Raw genomic sequence first — 18,715 nt, 5'->3', positions numbered from 1 at the left:
TCCGTTGACTGACACACCGCCTTCGCGAGCAAGCCCGCTCCCACAATTAGACCGCGGTTACCTGACTCAAGGCTTGAGCGGAAACTCCTGGTCACGCTCGGAAAGCTCGGTGCCGTCGTCCGGATGCTTCCAGGTTTGCGGCTTTTCGTCTTCGCGCTGCCGCCGGGGTTCTTCACGCTCCGGCTCGTTGTGCTGCTTGTGTTCGTTGCCCATAACGGCCTCCGCCCATAAGAATTGGAAACAGCTTCAAGCATAGGACACGGCGGGTTGTCTTGAAGCCGGAATGGATTGATAGCCAATACGCATCAATTCATCCAAATTAGTCACTTATCATTTCTAAATGTGTCAGCCACTATCCCAAGTCTTAAGCGAAACAAGCACTTTAAAAAGAACGCTGGAGACACAAAACCATGACGACCCCTTCCCGGCCTGCGGCTGCCCCCTCGAAAGTAGGCGCGGTATTGCGCGTTACTTCGGGCAATTTTCTCGAACAGTTCGACTTCTTTCTGTTCGGTTTCTACGCCACCTATATCGCTGCCGCGTTCTTCCCGGCCGCTAATGAGTTTGCGTCATTAATGATGACCTTCGCCGTGTTCGGCGCTGGCTTCCTGATGCGTCCATTGGGCGCGATTATTCTGGGTGCCTACATCGATGACGTGGGCCGTCGCAAAGGCTTGATCGTGACCTTGTCGATCATGGCCAGCGGTACGCTACTGATCGTACTGGTGCCGAGTTATCAGACCATCGGCCTGTGGGCGCCGTTTCTGGTGCTGTTGGGGCGCCTGCTGCAAGGTTTCTCGGCCGGTGCGGAGCTGGGTGGCGTGTCGGTGTACCTGTCCGAAATGGCCACGCCGGGCCGTAAAGGCTTCTACACCAGTTGGCAGTCGGGCAGCCAACAGATCTCCATCGTCGTCGCCGCGGCCCTGGGTTATGGCCTGAACGTGTGGATGGAACCTGCGGTGGTGGCCGATTGGGGCTGGCGTATTCCGTTCGCCGTCGGCTGCGTGATCATTCCGTTCATCTTCGTGCTGCGTCGCAACCTGCAGGAAACCGAAGAGTTCGCCAACCGCAAGCATCGCCCGACCATGCGTGAAGTGATGGCAACCCTGGTGAAGAACTGGACCGTGGTCATCGGCGGCATGCTGATGGTGGCCATGACCACTACCGCGTTCTACCTGATCACCGTGTACGCGCCGACTTTTGGTAAAACCGTGTTGCACCTGAGCACCTCGGACGCCTTGCTGGTGACCTTGCTGGTCGCGATCTCGAACTTTTTCTGGCTGCCGATCGGCGGCACGTTAAGCGACCGCTTCGGCCGTAAACCCGTGCTGATTGCCATGACGGTGCTGACTGTCCTTACGGCTTATCCGGCATTGTCCTACGTGGTCAACGCACCAAGCTTTGCGCACATGCTGGAAACCCTGCTGTGGTTCTCGTTCCTGTATGGCATGTATAACGGCGCGATGATCCCGGCGTTGACTGAAATCATGCCGGTGGAAGTGCGTGTGGCGGGTTTCTCCCTGGCCTACAGCCTGGCGACAGCAGTGTTCGGTGGCTTCACGCCAGCGATCTCCACCTGGTTCATTCACATCACCGAAGACAAGGCTTCACCTGCGTATTGGATGATATTCGCCGCGCTGTGTGCATTGTGTTCGACCCTGGCGTTGTATCGCCGCGCCAATACCCGTGGCCAAGTCATGCAGGAGGCTGCGCAATGAAGCCGCTGTTCAAGACCCTCGCTGCTGTCGTCCTCGGCACCCTGGCGCTATCAGCCCAGGCTGAACAACTCAAGGTCATGACCTCGGGCGGCTTCACCGCCGCGTATAAATTGCTCGGCCCGCAATACGCCGAGCAAAGCGGTGACACCCTCGACACCATCCTTGGCCCGTCCATGGGCAAGGCGCCGGAAGCGATTCCCAACCGCCTGGCCCGTGGCGAACAGGCCGATGTGGTGATCATGGTCGGCTATGCCCTGGATGAGTTGATCAAACAAGGCAAAGTCGACCCCGCGTCCCGCGTGGAGCTGGCGGACTCGCGGATCGGCCTGGTGGTGAAGGAAGGTGCGGCCAAACCTTCGATCAATACCGATTCCGAGCTCAAGGCTGTGTTGAGCCAAGCCAAATCGGTGGCCTATTCGGATAGCGCCAGCGGCGTTTATGTCGAGAAGGAATTGTTCAAGAAGCTCGGCATGCCTGCCAAGGGCACCATGATCCAACGCGTGCCGGTGGGCGAACAGGTGGCCAAGGGTGATTACGAGGTCGGCTTGCAACAAGTGGCGGAATTGTTGCCAGTCAAGGGCGTGACGTTCGTAGGCAAGATCCCGGAAGACGTGCAGTCCGTTACCCGTTTCGCCGCCGGTATTCCAGTGAACGCCAAACACCCTGAGCAGGCCAAGGCACTGTTGCAGTTCATGGCATCGCCCGAGGCCCAGCAGGAGGTGCAATCCACCGGCCTGGACTCGGTGTCACGCTGATCGGAACGGCATCTCCCGCACCAGTCGCTCCAACTCCAGCGCCGCCGGTGGCAACGTCCGCCCGCGGCGCTTGATCAAGCCCACATTGCGCAACACCTGGGGCTCCACCAGCGGCACACTGACCAGAATCGGGTGAGTGTGCGCCGGCATCGCAATCGACGGCACCATCGCCACGCCCAGCCCCGCCTCCACCAGTCCGATCATGGTGGTCACATGGTGCGTCTCGCAGATACTCGGCTTTTTCACCCGCACGCCACGCAGGGCCTGGTCGAGCAGGAAGCGGTTGCCCGACGTCTTGTCCACCTCGATGTAGTCATGCTCATAGGCCTCGGTCCAGCTCACGCTGTCACGCCCGGCCAGAGGGTGATCACGCCGGCAGGCCAGCACGTAGCGCTCCTGCAGCAGCAACTCGAATTCCACCTCATCGGCCAGGCTACCGCTGAAACTCACGCCAAAGTCTGCCTCGCCGCTGGCCACCGCATTGCACACCTCGCCGGCACTGGCATCCAGCACCCGCAGGCGAATCTTCGGATACAGCTTGTGGAACTCGGAGATCACATGGGGCATGAAGTAGTACGCGGTAGACGGCACGCAGGCGATGGTGACATTCCCCATGCGCGTCGAGGCGACGTTGCTGATACCCATCAGCGCGATGTCGAGATCGTCGAGCATGCGCTCAACCTGGGGCAAAAACGCGCGCCCGACCATGGTGAGGCTGACCCGCCGTGTGGTGCGTTCGAACAGCTTTACATCCAGTGCGGATTCGAGCTTTTCGATACGCCGGCTGAGGGCCGGTTGCGAGATACGGATGGCCTCGGCAGCGCCACGAAAACTGCCCTTGTCCACCACGGCGCGGAAAGCTTGGAGGTCGTTGAGGTCGAAGTTGATGATCACGGGAGGCAGGCCAAAGGTGGTCGAGGTGGCGAGCATTATCGTATGGGAGCCGGTGGGACGCCATGTGTGCCGAGACGGTTTGCCGAGATCATCCTGTTACACATATGAAGTCATACATATCAGCAGGTTATCGGCCGCCTGCGGCCACGCGATCGCCAAAACGGGTCAATACTTTCGGCCTGACCTACACAACTGGAGACGTAGCAACTCATGGAAACCTACCCCTTCTGGATGGACGACGAGGCGCCGGGCATCGGCATCGATCAGTTGCTTCTTGCATCGCGCCAATGGTCGAGTAGGATTGAATCCCACTCAGCTCAGGCGGATACACCCATGCGCTCAACCCAGCAAATGAGCATCACCTTGCCCCTTGAAATGGCGGCTCTGGTCAAAGCCAAGGTGGCTGCTGGCGAATATGCCAGCGAAAGTGAAGTGATTCGCGACGGCCTGCGGGCGTTGCTGGCGCGTGATCGTGCCATGGAGGATTGGCTCAGAGCCGAAGTCATCCCCGCAGCGACCGCCCTTGAGGCGAAGCCTGAGCTTGGGTTATCGCCAGAACAGGTCCGCGAACATATGGCCGCCAGACGTCAGCGCAAAGGCACAGGGGAAGCGTGAGCTACTCGGTAGTTTTTTCGCCCGAGGTCTTGGCGCAACTCGATGCCCTTGAAGACTACATCAGCGATGTCGGCTCCCCTCCTGAAGCGGCGCGTTTTATCGACAATCTTGTCAGCTACTGTGAAAGCCTTGCCCTGTTTCCCTTGCGTGGCATGCGCCGTGACGACCTGCTGAAAGACTTGCGCATCACTCACTATCGTCGCAGCACCATTATTGCTTTCAGGGTGAAGCCTGACTTCAAAACGGTATCAATAGTGGGGGTGTTTTACGGCGGGCAAGATTACACGGCGTTGTTGCACGCAGATCAGAACGAGCACCCGACAAGGGCTGAAAAGCCTGCTGAAAACTGATCAGCAGGCTTTTAGCGTTCAAACACCCTTTAATAAAGGGTCTGATAGCGTGTTCCAAGCCGCTGGTGCACCGAAAAACGCCTGGGCATTACTGTCCAACGTTTCCAAGTGATACCCGCCTTCCTGCACGATCACGCAGGGCAACCCCAGCGCACGGATGCGGGCTCCCAACCGCGCAAAGCCTTCCCGCGTCACCGCGACTTTGCTTTGTGGGTCCAGCTCATAGATATCGAAGCCCAGTGACAACACCAGCACATCCGCCGAGAAGTCCTTCACCGCTGCCAGGGCCTGCTCCAGTTTTTCAAAGAACACCGCTTCGCTGGCACCATGGGGCATCGGCAGGTTGAGGTTGTACCCCTCGCCGGCGCCGTTGCCTTTTTCCTCGGCAAAGCCTGCGACGCCAGGATAGAAGTTGGTCGGGTCGCCGTGGATCGACACATACAGCACGTCGTCGCGGTCGTAGAAAATTTCCTGGATGCCTTGGCCGTGATGCATATCGGTATCGAGCACGGCGACACGCTGGAAACCTTGGCGCAGTGCCTGCGCAGCCACGGCCGCATTGTTGATGTAACAGAAGCCACCGGCCGCGTCGAAGCGGGCGTGATGGCCCGGCGGCCGGCACAAGGCGTAGGCGGCAGGGGCGCCATCGAGGATTTCTCCCGCTGCGGCGATGGCGCTTTGGGCTGACCAATAAGCCGAGCGCCAGGTCAACTCACCGATGGGGCAACTGCCATCGGCCAGGTAGCGTGCCGCCTGGGCCAGGATGCCGCGCAAGGCATTGGGTTCACGCACGAAGATGTTGGACATGACTTCGTCGCCCCAGTCTTCGGGGATTTCTTTCCAGCGCTGGTGAGCTTCTTGAAGAAAAGCCAGGTAGTCGCCGCCGTGCACGGCGAACAACGGATCCATACCGTAATCAGTCGGTTGCTGGATATCGAAGCCCAGGGTTTGCGCAGCCAGCAGCAAGTTGCGCGCTCGCTCGGGAACCTCCTGGGGCGTGCGCATCTGGCCGCGGGAATAGTAGCTACGCGGGTGATGCAGGAGTTGTTCGGGGTGAAAAAACGTCTTCATGAGTTGCTCCTGGATAAACACAGAACCTGTGGGAGCTGGCTTGCCTGCGATGGCGGTGAATCAGGCAATACATTGCTCTCTGNAGCCAGCTCCCACAGGGGTGCGGCGTCGGCCTTTAGAAATGAACATGCCCGGCGCGTTTCAAGACGGCGTTTAGCAAGACATCGGTACCCTGGCGCACATCGTCGGGCAAGACATCCTCGGCTTCGTTGTGGCTGAGGCCGCCGACGCAGGGGATGAAGATCATCGCGGTGGGGCAATAGCGCGCCAGGTGAATCGCATCGTGGCCGGCGCCGCTGACGATGGTCTGCTGGCTGTAGCCCAAGCCGTCCACCGCAGCCTGCACGCAAGCCACGCACTCGGCGTCGAACGGCGTAGCCGGGCTGATCCAGTGAGGCGTGATGGTGACGCTCAGGCCACGGTTGTCCGCGATAGCCTGCAGGCGTGCACGCACTTGCTGCTCCATGGCGTCGATGTCGGCGTCGCGGTGATGGCGCAGGTCGACGGTAAAGTTGAGCAAGCCGGGGATGGTGTTGCGCGACGACTTGGCGATGCTCAGTTCACCCACAGTGGTAAGGCCCTGCGGGGCAAAATCGGCAGCGAGGTTTTCCAGGGCCTGGATCATTTTTGCCGCGCCGTACAGCGCATCTTTACGCAACGGCATCGGCGTGGTGCCAGCGTGCGCGGCCATGCCTTCGACCCGTACATCGAGCCAGCGAATCGCTTGACCACCGGTGACTACGCCGATGCTGTTGGCGTTGTCTTCCAGAATCGGGCCTTGCTCGATATGCGCTTCGAAATACGCATCCACTGCGCCACCCAACGGGCGCTCACCGTTGTAGCCGGTGGTGCGCAACGCCTCGTTCACGCTGATACCGTCTACATCAGCGGTTGCCAGTGCCATGTCCAGGGCAAGTGTGCCGGTGAACACTGCCGAGCCCAGCATCGCCGGGGTGAAACGGGCGCCCTCCTCGTTGGTCCACACTGCAATTTCCAACGGCTTGCGCGTCTGGATGCCGTGGTCGTCGAGGCTGCGGATGACCTCCAGGCCAGCCAACACGCCGTACACCCCATCGAAGCGTCCGCCTTCGGGCTGGGTATCCAGGTGGCTGCCCATCATCACCGGGGCGGCGTCATTGTCGGTACCCGCGCGGCGGGCGAACAGGTTGCCGATGGCATCCATGCTCAACGTCAGGCCGGCTGCTTTACACCAGTGGCTGAACAGCTCACGACCGGCCTTGTCTTCAGCGCTCAACGCCAGGCGGCAGCTGCCACCGCGTGCGGTCGCGCCGATCTCGGCCATGTCCATCAGGCTACGCCACAGGCGCTCGCCATTAATCTTCAACATTGCTGACTCCCTCAACTGTGTGCCATTTCCAGGCGGTGGGCCGTGGCATGGCGGCGGGACAAGGCCAGTACGCACACCAACGAAACCGCCGCGATCACGCTGTAAAACACTGCCATCGGCCACCATTGGCCCAGGTATTGATGGGCCAGCCAGGTGCCGATCAACGGTGTCAGGCCGCCGGCCAGCGCGCCGCATACCTGGTAAGCCAGGGAGATCGCGGTGTAGCGCACACGGGTTTCAAACAGGCCGCTGACAAAACCTGCGATGACGGCGTAGAACGACGCCATGCACACCACCGCCAGGGCAATGCCGAGGATGATCAACGGTGCCTGAGCGCTGCTGACCAGGACGAACATCGGGTACGGCGAGGCCATTGCCAGCACGCACATGGCGCACAGAAACCGGGTAGCGCCGACCTTCTCCGCCACCCAGGCGGCCAGCGGCTGGACGCAGAACTGAATAATGGCGACGAAGAACAGGCACTCCAGAATCAACGAGCGCGGCAGGTTAAGTTGCTGAGTGCTGTAGGCAATCATGAAGGTGTTGGTGAAATACACGCCGGCAATCCCCAACGTATTGGCGCCAATGCACAACAACAGTGGACGCCAAGCGGTCTTCAGCACTTCCAGCACGGGGGCTTGGTCCTGCTTGATCGCTCGCGCTTTTTCCGCCAGGGCCTTGTCTTCGAGGAACTCCGGCGACTCGTTCACACCCAGGCGAATCGCGAGGCCGACGATCAACAGCAAGGCACTGGCCAGGAACGGCAGGCGCCAGCCCCAGCTGAGCAGGTCCTCTTCAGGTAAACGAGTGACGGCACTGAACGCCAGCAAGGAAAGAATCAAACCGGCCGGGCTGCCCAACTGCGCGAAGGATGCAAAGAAATTACGCCGCCCTTTCGGCGCGTGCTCGCCAGCCATCAACACCGCCCCACCCCACTCGCCGCCAACCGCAATACCCTGCACCACCCGCAACAGGATCAACAGCACCGGTGCGGCAGCGCCGATCTGGGCATAGGTCGGTAACAGGCCGATGCACACCGTGACCACGCCCATCATCACGAGGGTAATCACCAGGGATTTCTTGCGGCCGATGCGGTCGCCGATATGACCGAACACGATGCCGCCCAACGGCCGCGCAAAAAAGCCGACGGCGAAGGTGCCGAACGCGGCCATGGTGCTGAACAATTTATCGTCGGAGGGGAAGAACAGTTGACCGAACACCAGCGCTGCAGCGGTGGCATAGATGTAAAAGTCGTACCACTCGATCATGGTGCCGATAAAGGCGGCGGCCGCAGCACGGCGAGGCTGCGGCGAAGCGGAAGGCTTCATGGGGCTGGCTCCTTTGTTTATTTTTTTGGCAGGAGAAAGTCAAACCGGTGCGCTCTGGTGGCGCTCGTTAAACCCGATTTTTCGGCCAGGGGCTATGATTAGTCAATTTTCTATTTATTATCTTGATTATAAGAACTGCTTATATCGAGCGCCGCCATGCCCGAATTTCGCCGCGATATTCACCCTCTGCTCAATGACCGCCTGGACTGGAACCTGCTGCGCACCTTCCGCGTGATCGGCCAGGAACTGAGCATCAGCCGCGCCGCCGCCCGCCTGCATCTGACGCAACCGGCCATCAGCCAGGCGCTCAAGCGCCTGGAAGAACAGCTGGATTGCCAGCTCATCCTGCGCCGTGGCCCGCGCTTCGTGCTCACCGAAGCCGGTGAGCAGATCTTCGCCATTGCCGGAGAGATGTACGGCCAGGTCTCGCAGATGAGCAACGCCCTGCAAAAGCCGGGTGATGAAGTGATCGGCAAAGTGCGCTTGCTGATGATCAGCCGGATTAATTCCGACACTTTCGATGACTTTCTCGCGGGTTTTCATCGCGAACATCCACGGGTCGATCTGGAAGTAGAAGTGATGCGCAGCTCCGACATTGTCGCCGCGCTGCTGGAAAAAACCGCGACCCTGGGGCTCAGCCTCAATCGCCGGCCACAACCGCGCCTGGAACAGCACCTGTTTTTGCGTCAGCGCTACGCGTTTTTTTGTGGAAAACATCACCCCTTGTTTGGGCGCACAAACCTGGCCGAGGGGGATTTGCAGTCGGAAAATTTCGTGAGTTTTACCAGCGACCAGATCGGCGGAATGCTCTCGCCGCTGACGATTTTTCGCGATCAGCAAGGGTTCGGCGGGCGGATCGTGGCGTCGTCATCCAGCCTGGAAGAAGTGCGGCGATTGGTCATTGCCGGGTTTGGCTTGGGCTGCTTACCCACTCATGTGGTGGCGGACGATGTGGAGCGCGGGCTGCTCTGGCGGTTGCCGCCGGATGACGGGATTGCGGATGTGGATATTCATCTGTTGTGGAACCGGGAGCAGAAGTTGAGTCGGGCGGAGGGGGTGTTTATTGAGTGCCTTCTGGAACGGTTGGCCGAAAAATGATTGCTCACATCGATAGCACTGATGATTACTATCGAAACGAGCGCCTGAACGATTGCCGACACTGATTCCTATAATCGCCCCACATTCCCTCCTCGCCTGGCTTCAGGCGACATTCCTCCCGGAACCCAATCCCATGCCAAGCGCGAGCCAGGCCCCTAGCGGGCATCCTGAACATAATCAACAAAGCGTCAAACAGCAGTGGTTGGCGATTCTTTCGGTCGCCGTGGGTGCTTTCGCACTGGTGACCAGTGAATTCCTGCCGGTGGGCGTACTCAACGACGTCGCCAGCGACCTGGGCATCAGTGCCGGTCATGCCGGATTGATGGTGACATTGCCCGGCATCATGGCTGCCCTCGCCGCGCCGTTTCTGTCGGTCAGCATTGGCGCCATGGACCGTCGTTACTTGCTGATCGGCCTGACATTGGTGATGATCATCGCCAACTTGGTGGTGGCCTTCGCTAATGATTTCAGCCTGCTGCTGTTCGGCCGCGTATTGCTCGGCATCAGTATCGGCGGCTTCTGGGCCACGGCCATTGCCCTCAGCGGGCGGCTGGCGCCCAAGGGCGTGGGCGTAGCAAAGGCCACCTCGATCATCATGATGGGCGTGACCCTGGCCACCGTTCTGGGCGTGCCTGTGGGTACCTGGCTCAGCGGCCTGATGGGCTGGCGGATGACCTTCCTGGTCACGGCGTTGGTGGGCATTCCGGTGCTGTTGGCGCAAATCTTCCTGCTGCCGCGACTCACTCCTGAGAAAGCCATTCAGATCCGTGACCTGCCAGCTTTGTTTATCAACCCACAAGCGCGGGTCGGGTTGATCGCCGTACTGCTGATTGGCCTGGCGCACTTTGCTGCGTATACCTATGTCGCGCCGTTCTTCAAACACAGCTCCGGCTTCGACGGGCCAACGATTGGCTCATTGTTGCTGCTGTATGGCGTGGCAGGCGTGCTGGGCAATGTGTTCGCCGGCTTCGCCGCCAACCGCAGCGTACGCAACACCCTGCTGCTGGTCGCGCTGATGATCGGTACCAGCACTGCACTGTTCCCCTACTTCGCCACCGGTATGACAGGCGCCGTGGTGCTGATCGCGCTCTGGGGCTTTGCCTTTGGCGCCTTCCCGGCCTGCGCCAGTATCTGGATGTTCGTGGTAGCGCCCAAGGATGTGGAGCGAGGCATGCCGCTGTTCGTGGCGCTGTTTCAGGTGATCATTGCCCTGGGCTCGTTCTTTGGTGGGCGGATCGTCGACCAAATGGGCAGCTCGGTGTTGTTGAGCCTGGCCACTGTGTTGGTGGGGTTGGGGTTTGCGACCGTGCTGGTGTTGGGCCGCAAGGTGAGTAATAGCCTGGTGGCGCAGCCTGCCTGACCGGGTTGTAGGCGCAAAAAAGCCTGCTGAGCGTTGAGTTCAGCAGGCTTTTTTCGTTTCGGGAGCAGGTATTTATTTGGCCGTGGGGAAATCACGCTCCAAGACAGCGTCCACCAAGGCTTGCGCGTTATCAATCAATTGAGCCAGGGCCATGATCACGGGCGACTGCGTGCTGACTGGATCTTCGGCGCATTGGTAGGCGGATTGAAGGGCGGATGAGAGGGTTTCGGTGGCGTTTATAAGGGTTTCTTCGGTGCCGACATCATCGGCTACGCAAAAGATTTTGCGTGCGTGCCCTTCGGTAGAATCAGCGGTGATCTTATTCATGATGTAACCCCAGCCAACGCAACCCTGCACGAAAACTGCCGAACCTGCACAACGTAAGCACCTGTTTCGGAAAAGCTTGGTAACCAGAACCCCACCAGGAACCTTGTGTGCATAAGCCTGCAAGCTAGCCTCAAAAGGTCGCCGCCGTGGCGACATACTGTCAAGGGTGCTGATATGCCAACGAGATATCGCGATGCGGTCACTGGTGAATACGTAACAGAGCAAGAGGCGAAGAGAAGACCAAGGGAAACGGTGAAGGAAACCGATAAAAAGCGCCCGGCAAAGCCGACGGCCAAGAAGTAGGATTAACAGATGAGAGCGACTGCCGTATGTCCAGACAGACTTGCCAATGAAACCCGATTGCTCCAATGTAATGACCAACGTCATTACACAAGGAGCTATCTCTTGGCATCTATCAACATCCGTATCGATGACGACCTGAAAGCTCGTGCCTACCTAGAACTGGAGAAACTCGGTGTCACACCTTCTGAACTGATACGTCAGGCGTTGCAATATGTTGCCGAACGCGGCCAGTTGCCATTTAAGCCTGTGCTGATGACTGAAGAGGATGAAGCCTTGATGGCGACCGTACGTGAGCGTCTTGCATCGCCTCAACGCGTAAGGGTTTCTTTGGATGACCTATAGCCTTGATTTTGATGCGCGTGCATTGAAGGAATGGCAGAAACTCGGCGACACCCTCCGTCAGCAACTCAAGAAGAAGCTGGTCGAAGTCCTGAACAACCCACGTATTGAGGCTAACCGCCTACATGGGCTGCCTGACTGCTACAAGATCAAACTGCATAGCAGCGGATACAGGCTGGTGTATCAAGTGATAGATCAGGAAGTTACGGTGTTCGTGGTCGCCGTCGATAAACGTGAACGAGATCAGGCTTATCGCAAAGCGTCTGAGCGCCTTGTTCAGCGTTAGGCAGGACTACAACAATTCCCTGAAGCAGCCGTTAATAAAGGCTGAAAACGAAAAAGCCCCGCAGTTTATTCAGCTACGGGGCTTTTTCTATGTAATGGCGGAGAGATAGGGATTCGAACCCTAGGTACCGGTGAAGGTACAACGGATTTCGAATCCGTCCCATTCGGCCACTCTGGCATCTCTCCAACGGCGCGCATCATAACAGCATGATTGATGGATGCAAAGCGCCGAAGCGATTTTTTTCCGTGCTATCAGATGCTTGCGTCGATTACAGCGGTACGCCGAGGCGCTTGGCGACTTCTTCGTAGGCTTCGATCACGTCACCGAGGCCTTGGCGGAAGCGGTCTTTGTCCATCTTCTTCTTGGTGTCCTTGTCCCACAGGCGGCAACCATCCGGGCTGAACTCGTCGCCCAGGACGATGGAGCCGTCGTGGAACACGCCGAATTCGAGCTTGAAGTCCACCAGCAACAGGCCGGCGTCGTCGAACAGCTTGCTCAGCACGTCGTTGACCTTGAGGGACAACTCCTTCATGCGCGCCAGTTGCTCAGCGGTGCCCCAGCCGAACGCCACGACGTGGGATTCGTTGATGAACGGGTCGCCCTTGGCGTCGTCCTTCAGGAACAGTTCGAAGGTGTAAGGGTTGAGCTTGAGGCCCTCTTCCACGCCCAAACGCTTGACCAGGCTGCCGGCGGCGTAGTTACGCACGACGCATTCCACCGGGATCATGTCGAGCTTCTTGACCAGGCACTCGTTGTCGCCCAGCAGTTTGTCGAATTGGGTCGGGATGCCGGCCGCTTCGAGCTTCTGCATGATGAAGGCGTTGAACTTGTTGTTCACCATGCCTTTGCGATCCAGCTGTTCGATGCGCTTGCCGTCGAACGCCGAGGTGTCGTTGCGAAACAGCAGGATCAGGCGGTTGGCGTCGTCGGTCTTGTACACCGACTTGGCTTTGCCGCGGTAGAGTTCTTCACGTTTTTCCATGATGGGCTCCGCTTTGAGTAAGGTGGGCTAGGCGATGTGTCGCCAGTCGAGCCCTGAATCTTGATCGGCCAGTTGCAGCCAGTCCGGGTCGCACCCTAGGGTGTCGACAAAACATTGCCGGGCAAGCGTCGGCAGGTTGTTCTTGCTGCTGAGGTGAGCCAGGACCAGGTGTTGCAGGTCTTGCCAGCCCAACTCGTACACCAGATATGCCGCCTGGTGATTGTTCAAATGTCCCAGCTCGCCGCCCACCCGTTGCTTGAGAAAGTAAGGGTAGTGACCGCGTGCCAGTAGATCCCTGCAGTGGTTGGACTCGATCATCAAGGCATCGAGGTCCCGGTATCCGTCCAGCACCCTGGCGCAGTAGGAACCCAGGTCGGTCAGCACGCCGAAACGCCGCTGGCCGTCACTGAATACGTATTGCGTGGGCTCCTGGGCATCGTGGGCAACCGCGACGACATTGATGCTCAGGGCACCGATTTGCAGTTGCTCGCCACCGGCCAGAAAACCTGCCGGCTCAATGGGTTTGCGCATCCCGCGCAACGTGCCGCGACTCAAGTACACCGGCAGATTGTAGCGCCGAGACAGCAAACCCACGCCATGCACATGGTCGGCATGTTCGTGGGTTACCAGAATCGCGCTCAGTTGCGTGGGGTGAACCCCCAGGCGCAACAGGCGCCGCTCGGTTTCCCGCAGGGAGAAACCACAATCGACCAGCACGTACGTGTCATCATGGGCGACCAGCGTACCGTTCCCTTGGCTACCGCTGCCGAGAACGGCAAAACGCATCGGATCAGCCCAGGTTGTCTTGAATCACGCCCAACACTTTGCGCGCTGTTTCAGCTGGCGCGACGGTGTTGATGTTTTTCTCGACGGTGACTTGCACGCTGTCGCCCACCTTGCTCAAACGAACCTGATAACGCTCGGCACGGGTTTCGATCTCTTCCTTGGTCGGCGCGCTGCCGAACAATTTGCCGAAGAAACCTGGCTCATCGTCTTTCTTCTCGGCCTTTTCAGCCACGTTGATGTAGTACAGGCCCAGGCTGCGGTTGATGTCTTCAACGCGCCAAGGGCCCTGCTCCAACGCACGGCCAACACTGGCCCAGGCACGGTCGAGGTCTTCACCCAGGTTCAGCACGACGTTACCGCTGCCGTCTTCGGTGAGGCTGATGCGGCTAGGGGTGTCGTAATCACGGGCGGCGAGCAGGGAAACGGAACCGCCCTTCTCGGAGATACGGCTCATGCTGGCCAGCATCTCGTCGACCAGCGCGGCGTCGACGCCGGTGTTAACCGAGCGCGGCGTGAAGTCGACGTCAGCCGTGCTGCCGGCAGGCCGCTCGGCGCTGACGACATAGACTTCGCTGGTATTGCGCTGCACGCCGGGCTCGATGCGCACACGCACACGGGCTTCGCTGTCGGCGGCTACACCGCCCGCCAGCAGGCGCTGGGCCATGTTGGCGGACAGCTCGCGACCTTGCTGCCATGCGGTGGTGAACTCACCGGTCTGCGGGCGTTGCTGGTCGAGGCGGAAACCGTTGTCCTGGAAGAACTGCACCGCCACCGGCCAGACTTCGGCAGGCGGACGCTGAGCCACGATCCAGCGGTTGTCGCCGCTTTTCTGCAGGCTGTAGTCGCTGGCATCGGCCACGGCCATAATCGGCTGTGGGCGTGGCACTACGTACTCACCCTTGACCGTGTCGTCGGCGACGTTGCGTGGAATCGGCAACAATGGGTCAAGGCGCTTGGCGACATTGACATCAGGCGGCAGTTGCATCGGTTTGGTTGCTTGCGCTTCCAGGTAATCGCTGCCGCGGTCACGGAAGTAGCCTTCCGGGCCCCATACCCAACCGCAGCCACTGGTGCTGGAGATAATCAAGGCAAGTGCGGAAAGTCCGGCCAATCGCTTCATGCGTAGTGCTTCCTCAATTAAACCAGGACGCCGGACTGGCGCAGGGCCTGTCGCAGCGGTTCGTGACAGGCTTCGCTGAGGGGGGTGAGCGGCAGACGGATACCGTCCGGCATCAGGCCCATCTCAAACAGCGCCCACTTCACGGGAATAGGATTGGATTCGATAAACAGTGTCTTGTTGAGCGGCATCAGCTTTTCGTGGATGGCGCGAGCGGTGGCTGCATCGCCCGCGATGGCGGCGGCACACATATCGCTCATGGCGCGCGGGGCCACGTTGGCGGTCACGGAGATATTGCCCTTGCCACCCAGCAGGATCAGCTCGACAGCGGTGGCGTCGTCACCGGAATACACCAGGAAGTCGCTGCTCACGCCGGCCAGGATGTCCTTGGCGCGTTGCAGGTCGCCAGTGGCTTCCTTGATGCCGATGATGTTCGGCACGGTGGACAGGCGGATCACGGTCTCGGCCTTCATGTCGCACGCGGTGCGACCCGGTACGTTGTAGAGGATCTGCGGGATCTGCACGGCTTCGGCGATGGCTTTGAAGTGCTGGTACAAGCCTTCCTGGGTCGGCTTGTTGTAGTACGGGGTTACCAGCAGGCAAGCGTCGGCGCCAGCCTTCTTGGCGTTCCTGGTCAGCTCGATCGCTTCACGCGTCGAGTTGGCGCCCGTACCGGCGATCACGGCAATGCGGCCCGCAACGCGCTTGACCACGAACTCGATCACCTGGATGTGCTCTTCCACATCGAGGGTGGCCGATTCACCTGTGGTGCCGACCGCCACAATGGCGTTGGTGCCCTCTTGCAGGTGGAAGTCCACCAGTTTGCCCAGGCTGTCCCAGTCGAGACGACCTTGTGCATCCATGGGTGTGACCAGTGCCACCATACTGCCCGCAATCATGCAACCGCTCCTGCCGGAAAAAGAGAGCCGTAATGGTACTGGCGCCAAGATGCTTGTACAAGCGAAGTACCGCGTGAGGATGCGTTCTGGCGCAACTAAACGTCGGGCAATGACATCAGCGGGCCAAAGCACCGCCCGAAGCCGGCTGATCACGCAATGAAAACGCCACCTCCTAGCCCTTGGCGACGCTTTTCGCTACCCTTGATCCTTTGATCGATACAGCCCACACGGTATCGACCGCTCATCGCTTTAGGAAGGCTGCATGTCCACCCCCACAGTTCGCGAACAATTCCTTGTTATCAGTGCCCTCGGCGCCAACCCCATGGAGCTGACCAACGTCCTGTGCCGCGCCAGCCATGAGAACCGCTGCGCCGTCGTGACCTCCCGCCTGACCCGCCACGGCGAGTGCAGTGCGCTGGTCCTGCAGATTTCTGGCTCCTGGGATGCCTTGGCACGCCTTGAAACCGGCCTGCCGGGCCTGGCCAAAAAGCACGACTTTACCGTCAACGTGGTACGCAGCGCCGCCCTGGAAAATCGCCCACAGGCTTTGCCTTACGTGGCCTATGTCAGCTCGGCCTACCGTTCGGACATCGTCAACGAGTTGTGCCAGTTCTTTATCGACCATAACGTCGAGCTGGAAAACCTGACCTGTGACACCTACCAGGCGCCACAAACCGGCGGCACCATGCTCAATGCCACCTTTACCGTGACCTTGCCGGCCGGCGTACAGATCAGTTGGCTGCGCGACCAGTTCCTCGATTTCGCCGATGCCCTGAACCTCGACGCCTTGATCGAACCATGGCGCCCACAGAACCCCATGTAAGGAAGTACCTCTCTATGCCGGTAGCCATCGACACACCCGTGGCCGATTTCGAGGCCCAGGCCACCAGCGGCCAGACCTTCAGCCTCGCGGCCCTCAAGGGCAAGCAAGTGGTGATCTACTTTTACCCGAAGGACAGCACCCCAGGCTGCACTACCGAAGGCCAAGGCTTTCGTGACCAGTACGCCGCATTCAAGGCCGCCAATACCGAAGTGTTCGGCGTGTCGCGTGACAGCGTGAAGTCCCACGAGAACTTCAAGGGCAAACAGGCATTTCCTTTCGAGCTGATCAGCGATAAGGACGAAGCGGTCTGCCAGCTGTTTGATGTGATCAAGTTGAAGAAGCTGTATGGCAAGGAATACCTGGGTGTGGATCGCAGCACATTCCTGATCGACAGCCAAGGCGTGCTGCGTCAGGAATGGCGCGGAGTGAAAGTGCCGGGGCATGTTGATGCCGTGTTGGCGGCAGCGCAGGCGCTGAATAAGGCCTGATTCTGCGTCGACAAGGCCGTCAGGCCTTGCGCAACCAATAACGGTACACACCCTCGGCGGCGTCTTCATGCTCCAGGGTGTGGCCGGCCAGCTTGGCAAAGGTGCGAAAATCACGCTGGGAGCCGGCGTCGGTGGCAGTCACCTTGAGCACGGCACCGCTGGCCATTTTATTGAGCTCCAGCTTGGCCTTGAGCAACGGCAAAGGGCAGTTAAGACCGCTGGCGTCGAGTTCGGCGTCACAGGCTACAACGTCGGTCATGGTGCTACTCCAGGCAAACATTCGGGCCGCTTAGAATATCTGGTCCCAAGCTCAGTGTCCGGCTACAGTAAGCTCTTTGTCGAAAGGCTTTGTGCATGACTTTTTTGCGCCCTACCCTGCTGACGCTGGCCTGCCTGCTGGCCTCCCCGGCCTTTGCTGACGACCTGCCGTCACTTGGTGACGCCAGCTCTGCCATAGTCTCGCCGCAACAGGAATACCAATTGGGCCGCGCCTGGCTGGCCTACCTGCGCGGCCAGGTTTCGCAACTCAATGATCCGCAACTCAAGGATTACGTTGAAACCAGCGTGTACAAGCTGGTGGAGACCAGCCAGGTCAATGACCGGCGCCTGGAATTCATCCTGATCAACAGCCCACAGCTCAACGCCTTTGCGGCTCCCGGTGGGATCGTCGGGGTCAACGGCGGCCTGTTTCTCAATGCACAGACCGAAGGTGAATACGCGTCGGTACTGGCCCACGAACTGGCGCACTTGTCCCAGCGTCACTTCGCCCGAGGCGTGGAAGCGCAATCACGCATGCAACTGCCGATGATGGCCGCCCTGCTTGGCGGCATTATCGCCGCCGCTGCGGGTGCCGGCGATGCCGGTATCGCCGCGATTGCCGGCTCACAAGCCGCCGCGATCCAGGAACAGCGCCGCTTCTCTCGCCAGAACGAGCAAGAGGCCGACCGCATCGGCATCCTCAACCTGGAGAAAGCCGGCTACGACCCGCGCTCCATGCCCACGATGTTCGAACGGCTGATGCGCCAATACCGCTTCGACGCCAAGCCACCGGAGTTCCTGCTGACTCACCCGGTAACCGAATCGCGTATCGCCGACACCCGCAACCGCGCCGAACAAGCCAAACCTGGCGGCAAGGAAGACAGCCTGCGCTATCAACTGATTCGCGCACGGGTGCAGCTCAAGTACGAAGACACACCAGGTCTGGCCGCCAAGCGCTTCCAGGCGCAGCTGGATGAGAACCCTAAAAATGACGTAGCGCGTTATGGCCTGGCCATCGCTCAGATCAAGGGTACTCAACTCAAGGAAGCGCGGGAAAGCCTGGCGCCACTGTTGGCCAAGGCGCCCAACGACATTACCTACAACCTGGCCCAAATCGAACTGGACATCACCAGCAACCGCATGCCGGATGCGCAGCAACGTACCGACCGCATGCTCTCCCAGTACCCCAGCAACTATCCGCTGAACCAGGTGCGAGTAGACCTGCTGCTTAAACAGAACCGTACCGCCGATGCAGAAAAGGCGCTGGATGGGCTGCTCAAGTCGCGGCCGGACGATCCGGACGTGTGGTATCAGGTTGCTGAAACCCGCGGTTTGTCCGGCAACATTATTGGCCTGCATCAGGCTCGCGCCGAATACTTCGCATTGGTGGGGGATTTCCAGCAAGCCATCCAGCAGTTGGACTTTGCCAAGCGGCGCGCCGGCAATAACTTCCCGTTGTCCTCACGCATCGACGCCCGTCAGCGCGAGCTGATCGAACAAGAGCGCCTGGTGAAAGGCATGATGAGCTGAACCCGCCACCCACAAAAAAGCCCCGCTGCCGTTAACCGGC

The 18,715-nt window shown here is 59.6% G+C and carries 22 protein-coding genes and 1 tRNA gene; 11 read left to right on the top strand and 12 right to left on the bottom strand.

The features are described from left to right. Nucleotides 1-66 precede the first annotated feature (66 nt). Nucleotides 67-213, bottom strand: a complete 147-nt coding sequence (locus tag ACTJLA_RS15745) for a hypothetical protein (protein ID WP_164919346.1) — start codon at nucleotides 211-213, stop codon at nucleotides 67-69. A gap of 197 nt (nucleotides 214-410) precedes the next feature. Here ACTJLA_RS15745 and ACTJLA_RS15740 point away from each other — a divergent pair, with 197 nt between their 5' ends. Both ACTJLA_RS15740 and ACTJLA_RS15735 read left to right on the top strand, forming a co-directional pair. Further along, nucleotides 411-1,718 carry an MFS transporter gene (locus ACTJLA_RS15740; protein WP_003189550.1) on the top strand — a complete coding sequence of 436 codons (1,308 nt, stop codon included), beginning with the start codon at nucleotides 411-413 and terminating at the stop codon, nucleotides 1,716-1,718. Then, a complete protein-coding gene (locus tag ACTJLA_RS15735; RefSeq protein ID WP_070415480.1) occupies nucleotides 1,715-2,473 on the top strand; it encodes a substrate-binding domain-containing protein in 759 nt (252 codons plus the stop codon). The genes ACTJLA_RS15740 and ACTJLA_RS15735 overlap by 4 nt, the downstream gene beginning before the upstream one ends. Here ACTJLA_RS15735 and ACTJLA_RS15730 read toward each other — a convergent pair. Next, nucleotides 2,465-3,367, bottom strand: a complete 903-nt coding sequence (locus tag ACTJLA_RS15730; protein ID WP_034127031.1) for a LysR family transcriptional regulator — start codon at nucleotides 3,365-3,367, stop codon at nucleotides 2,465-2,467. The two genes, ACTJLA_RS15735 and ACTJLA_RS15730, sit on opposite strands and share 9 nt — an antisense overlap. A gap of 210 nt (nucleotides 3,368-3,577) precedes the next feature. Here ACTJLA_RS15730 and ACTJLA_RS15725 point away from each other — a divergent pair, with 210 nt between their 5' ends. Together ACTJLA_RS15725 and ACTJLA_RS15720 are read left to right on the top strand one after the other, a co-directional pair. After that, nucleotides 3,578-3,982, top strand: coding sequence for a ribbon-helix-helix domain-containing protein (locus tag ACTJLA_RS15725; RefSeq protein WP_440841557.1), 405 nt, complete (start codon nucleotides 3,578-3,580; stop codon nucleotides 3,980-3,982). Further along, nucleotides 3,979-4,332, top strand: coding sequence for a type II toxin-antitoxin system RelE/ParE family toxin (locus ACTJLA_RS15720; protein ID WP_054917741.1), 354 nt, complete (start codon nucleotides 3,979-3,981; stop codon nucleotides 4,330-4,332). Before ACTJLA_RS15725 ends, ACTJLA_RS15720 begins: the two co-directional genes overlap by 4 nt. Nucleotides 4,333-4,350: 18 nt before the next feature. On the opposite strand, the gene ACTJLA_RS15715 is transcribed toward ACTJLA_RS15720, so the two are convergent. The 3 genes from ACTJLA_RS15715 to ACTJLA_RS15705 all read right to left on the bottom strand — a co-directional run bounded on the left by ACTJLA_RS15715 (nucleotide 4,351) and on the right by ACTJLA_RS15705 (nucleotide 8,079). Continuing rightward, nucleotides 4,351-5,403, bottom strand: a complete 1,053-nt coding sequence (locus tag ACTJLA_RS15715; protein ID WP_314549525.1) for a histone deacetylase family protein — start codon at nucleotides 5,401-5,403, stop codon at nucleotides 4,351-4,353. Nucleotides 5,404-5,518: 115 nt separating this feature from the next. Continuing rightward, nucleotides 5,519-6,751, bottom strand: coding sequence for a Zn-dependent hydrolase (locus ACTJLA_RS15710; RefSeq protein WP_127881265.1), 1,233 nt, complete (start codon nucleotides 6,749-6,751; stop codon nucleotides 5,519-5,521). Between the two features lie 11 nt (nucleotides 6,752-6,762). Next, entirely contained in the window at nucleotides 6,763-8,079 is a 1,317-nt protein-coding gene (locus ACTJLA_RS15705) for an MFS transporter (protein WP_054897601.1), read from the bottom strand. 156 nt (nucleotides 8,080-8,235) lie between these two features. On the opposite strand from ACTJLA_RS15705, the gene ACTJLA_RS15700 reads away from it, so the two are divergent. Next, on the top strand, nucleotides 8,236-9,177 hold the full coding sequence (locus ACTJLA_RS15700; RefSeq protein ID WP_096143713.1) for a LysR family transcriptional regulator: 942 nt from the start codon (nucleotides 8,236-8,238) through the stop codon (nucleotides 9,175-9,177). Nucleotides 9,178-9,310: 133 nt separating this feature from the next. After that, on the top strand, nucleotides 9,311-10,537 hold the full coding sequence (locus tag ACTJLA_RS15695) for an MFS transporter (RefSeq protein ID WP_054897603.1): 1,227 nt from the start codon (nucleotides 9,311-9,313) through the stop codon (nucleotides 10,535-10,537). A gap of 72 nt (nucleotides 10,538-10,609) precedes the next feature. Here ACTJLA_RS15695 and ACTJLA_RS15690 read toward each other — a convergent pair whose 3' ends face one another. Then, nucleotides 10,610-10,864 carry a DUF6124 family protein gene (locus ACTJLA_RS15690; protein ID WP_314549516.1) on the bottom strand — a complete coding sequence of 85 codons (255 nt, stop codon included), beginning with the start codon at nucleotides 10,862-10,864 and terminating at the stop codon, nucleotides 10,610-10,612. Between the two features lie 405 nt (nucleotides 10,865-11,269). On the opposite strand from ACTJLA_RS15690, the gene ACTJLA_RS15685 reads away from it, so the two are divergent. Further along, complete coding sequence (locus ACTJLA_RS15685) at nucleotides 11,270-11,509, top strand: type II toxin-antitoxin system RelB/DinJ family antitoxin (protein WP_014717442.1); 240 nt, start codon at nucleotides 11,270-11,272, stop codon at nucleotides 11,507-11,509. Continuing rightward, nucleotides 11,499-11,792, top strand: a complete 294-nt coding sequence (locus ACTJLA_RS15680) for a type II toxin-antitoxin system RelE family toxin (RefSeq protein ID WP_034126587.1) — start codon at nucleotides 11,499-11,501, stop codon at nucleotides 11,790-11,792. The genes ACTJLA_RS15685 and ACTJLA_RS15680 overlap by 11 nt, the downstream gene beginning before the upstream one ends. 95 nt (nucleotides 11,793-11,887) lie before the next feature. On the opposite strand, the gene ACTJLA_RS15675 is transcribed toward ACTJLA_RS15680, so the two are convergent. The 5 genes from ACTJLA_RS15675 to dapA all read right to left on the bottom strand — a co-directional run bounded on the left by ACTJLA_RS15675 (nucleotide 11,888) and on the right by dapA (nucleotide 15,576). Further along, a tRNA-Ser gene (locus ACTJLA_RS15675) sits at nucleotides 11,888-11,977 on the bottom strand. 83 nt (nucleotides 11,978-12,060) lie between these two features. Then, complete coding sequence (gene purC / locus ACTJLA_RS15670) at nucleotides 12,061-12,774, bottom strand: phosphoribosylaminoimidazolesuccinocarboxamide synthase (protein WP_027604309.1); 714 nt, start codon at nucleotides 12,772-12,774, stop codon at nucleotides 12,061-12,063. Between the two features lie 27 nt (nucleotides 12,775-12,801). Continuing rightward, on the bottom strand, nucleotides 12,802-13,560 hold the full coding sequence (locus tag ACTJLA_RS15665) for an MBL fold metallo-hydrolase (protein WP_054897606.1): 759 nt from the start codon (nucleotides 13,558-13,560) through the stop codon (nucleotides 12,802-12,804). Between the two features lie 4 nt (nucleotides 13,561-13,564). Beyond that, on the bottom strand, nucleotides 13,565-14,680 hold the full coding sequence (gene bamC, locus ACTJLA_RS15660; protein WP_314549508.1) for an outer membrane protein assembly factor BamC: 1,116 nt from the start codon (nucleotides 14,678-14,680) through the stop codon (nucleotides 13,565-13,567). Between the two features lie 17 nt (nucleotides 14,681-14,697). Continuing rightward, nucleotides 14,698-15,576: a 4-hydroxy-tetrahydrodipicolinate synthase gene (dapA, locus tag ACTJLA_RS15655; protein WP_054897607.1), complete on the bottom strand. Its 879-nt coding sequence runs from the start codon at nucleotides 15,574-15,576 to the stop codon at nucleotides 14,698-14,700. A gap of 262 nt (nucleotides 15,577-15,838) precedes the next feature. On the opposite strand from dapA, the gene ACTJLA_RS15650 reads away from it, so the two are divergent. Next, nucleotides 15,839-16,399: a glycine cleavage system protein R gene (locus ACTJLA_RS15650; RefSeq protein WP_003189463.1), complete on the top strand. Its 561-nt coding sequence runs from the start codon at nucleotides 15,839-15,841 to the stop codon at nucleotides 16,397-16,399. A 14-nt stretch (nucleotides 16,400-16,413) separates the two neighbouring features. After that, complete coding sequence (locus tag ACTJLA_RS15645) at nucleotides 16,414-16,887, top strand: peroxiredoxin (RefSeq protein WP_057701165.1); 474 nt, start codon at nucleotides 16,414-16,416, stop codon at nucleotides 16,885-16,887. A 19-nt stretch (nucleotides 16,888-16,906) separates the two neighbouring features. On the opposite strand, the gene ACTJLA_RS15640 is transcribed toward ACTJLA_RS15645, so the two are convergent. Continuing rightward, the gene (locus ACTJLA_RS15640) at nucleotides 16,907-17,146 is read right to left on the bottom strand and encodes a sulfurtransferase TusA family protein (protein ID WP_054897608.1); all 240 of its coding nucleotides are present in this window, start codon (nucleotides 17,144-17,146) and stop codon (nucleotides 16,907-16,909) included. Nucleotides 17,147-17,241: 95 nt separating this feature from the next. Here ACTJLA_RS15640 and ACTJLA_RS15635 point away from each other — a divergent pair, with 95 nt between their 5' ends. After that, nucleotides 17,242-18,675, top strand: coding sequence for a M48 family metalloprotease (locus ACTJLA_RS15635; RefSeq protein WP_314549496.1), 1,434 nt, complete (start codon nucleotides 17,242-17,244; stop codon nucleotides 18,673-18,675). The last annotated feature ends 40 nt before the right edge of the window (nucleotides 18,676-18,715 follow it).

The organism is Pseudomonas sp. 22072, assembly GCF_052046095.1.
GTDB classification, from domain to species: Bacteria; Pseudomonadota; Gammaproteobacteria; order Pseudomonadales; family Pseudomonadaceae; genus Aquipseudomonas; species Aquipseudomonas paracarnis.
Note: the sequence above shows the minus strand (reverse complement) of the source record. Positions and strands in the feature narration are given on the sequence as shown.

Coding starts and splice junctions, on each gene's coding strand:
- ACTJLA_RS15735 (WP_070415480.1), top strand. CDS start 1,715: ATGAAGCCGCTGTTCAAGACCCTCGCTGCTGTCGTCCTCGGCACCCTG.
- ACTJLA_RS15710 (WP_127881265.1), bottom strand. CDS start 6,751: ATGTTGAAGATTAATGGCGAGCGCCTGTGGCGTAGCCTGATGGACATG.
- ACTJLA_RS15635 (WP_314549496.1), top strand. CDS start 17,242: ATGACTTTTTTGCGCCCTACCCTGCTGACGCTGGCCTGCCTGCTGGCC.
- purC (WP_027604309.1), bottom strand. CDS start 12,774: ATGGAAAAACGTGAAGAACTCTACCGCGGCAAAGCCAAGTCGGTGTAC.
- ACTJLA_RS15745 (WP_164919346.1), bottom strand. CDS start 213: ATGGGCAACGAACACAAGCAGCACAACGAGCCGGAGCGTGAAGAACCC.
- ACTJLA_RS15690 (WP_314549516.1), bottom strand. CDS start 10,864: ATGAATAAGATCACCGCTGATTCTACCGAAGGGCACGCACGCAAAATC.
- dapA (WP_054897607.1), bottom strand. CDS start 15,576: ATGATTGCGGGCAGTATGGTGGCACTGGTCACACCCATGGATGCACAA.
- ACTJLA_RS15725 (WP_440841557.1), top strand. CDS start 3,578: ATGGAAACCTACCCCTTCTGGATGGACGACGAGGCGCCGGGCATCGGC.
- ACTJLA_RS15705 (WP_054897601.1), bottom strand. CDS start 8,079: ATGAAGCCTTCCGCTTCGCCGCAGCCTCGCCGTGCTGCGGCCGCCGCC.
- ACTJLA_RS15640 (WP_054897608.1), bottom strand. CDS start 17,146: ATGACCGACGTTGTAGCCTGTGACGCCGAACTCGACGCCAGCGGTCTT.
- ACTJLA_RS15680 (WP_034126587.1), top strand. CDS start 11,499: ATGACCTATAGCCTTGATTTTGATGCGCGTGCATTGAAGGAATGGCAG.
- ACTJLA_RS15665 (WP_054897606.1), bottom strand. CDS start 13,560: ATGCGTTTTGCCGTTCTCGGCAGCGGTAGCCAAGGGAACGGTACGCTG.
- ACTJLA_RS15645 (WP_057701165.1), top strand. CDS start 16,414: ATGCCGGTAGCCATCGACACACCCGTGGCCGATTTCGAGGCCCAGGCC.
- ACTJLA_RS15695 (WP_054897603.1), top strand. CDS start 9,311: ATGCCAAGCGCGAGCCAGGCCCCTAGCGGGCATCCTGAACATAATCAA.
- ACTJLA_RS15700 (WP_096143713.1), top strand. CDS start 8,236: ATGCCCGAATTTCGCCGCGATATTCACCCTCTGCTCAATGACCGCCTG.
- ACTJLA_RS15715 (WP_314549525.1), bottom strand. CDS start 5,403: ATGAAGACGTTTTTTCACCCCGAACAACTCCTGCATCACCCGCGTAGC.
- ACTJLA_RS15740 (WP_003189550.1), top strand. CDS start 411: ATGACGACCCCTTCCCGGCCTGCGGCTGCCCCCTCGAAAGTAGGCGCG.
- ACTJLA_RS15650 (WP_003189463.1), top strand. CDS start 15,839: ATGTCCACCCCCACAGTTCGCGAACAATTCCTTGTTATCAGTGCCCTC.
- bamC (WP_314549508.1), bottom strand. CDS start 14,680: ATGAAGCGATTGGCCGGACTTTCCGCACTTGCCTTGATTATCTCCAGC.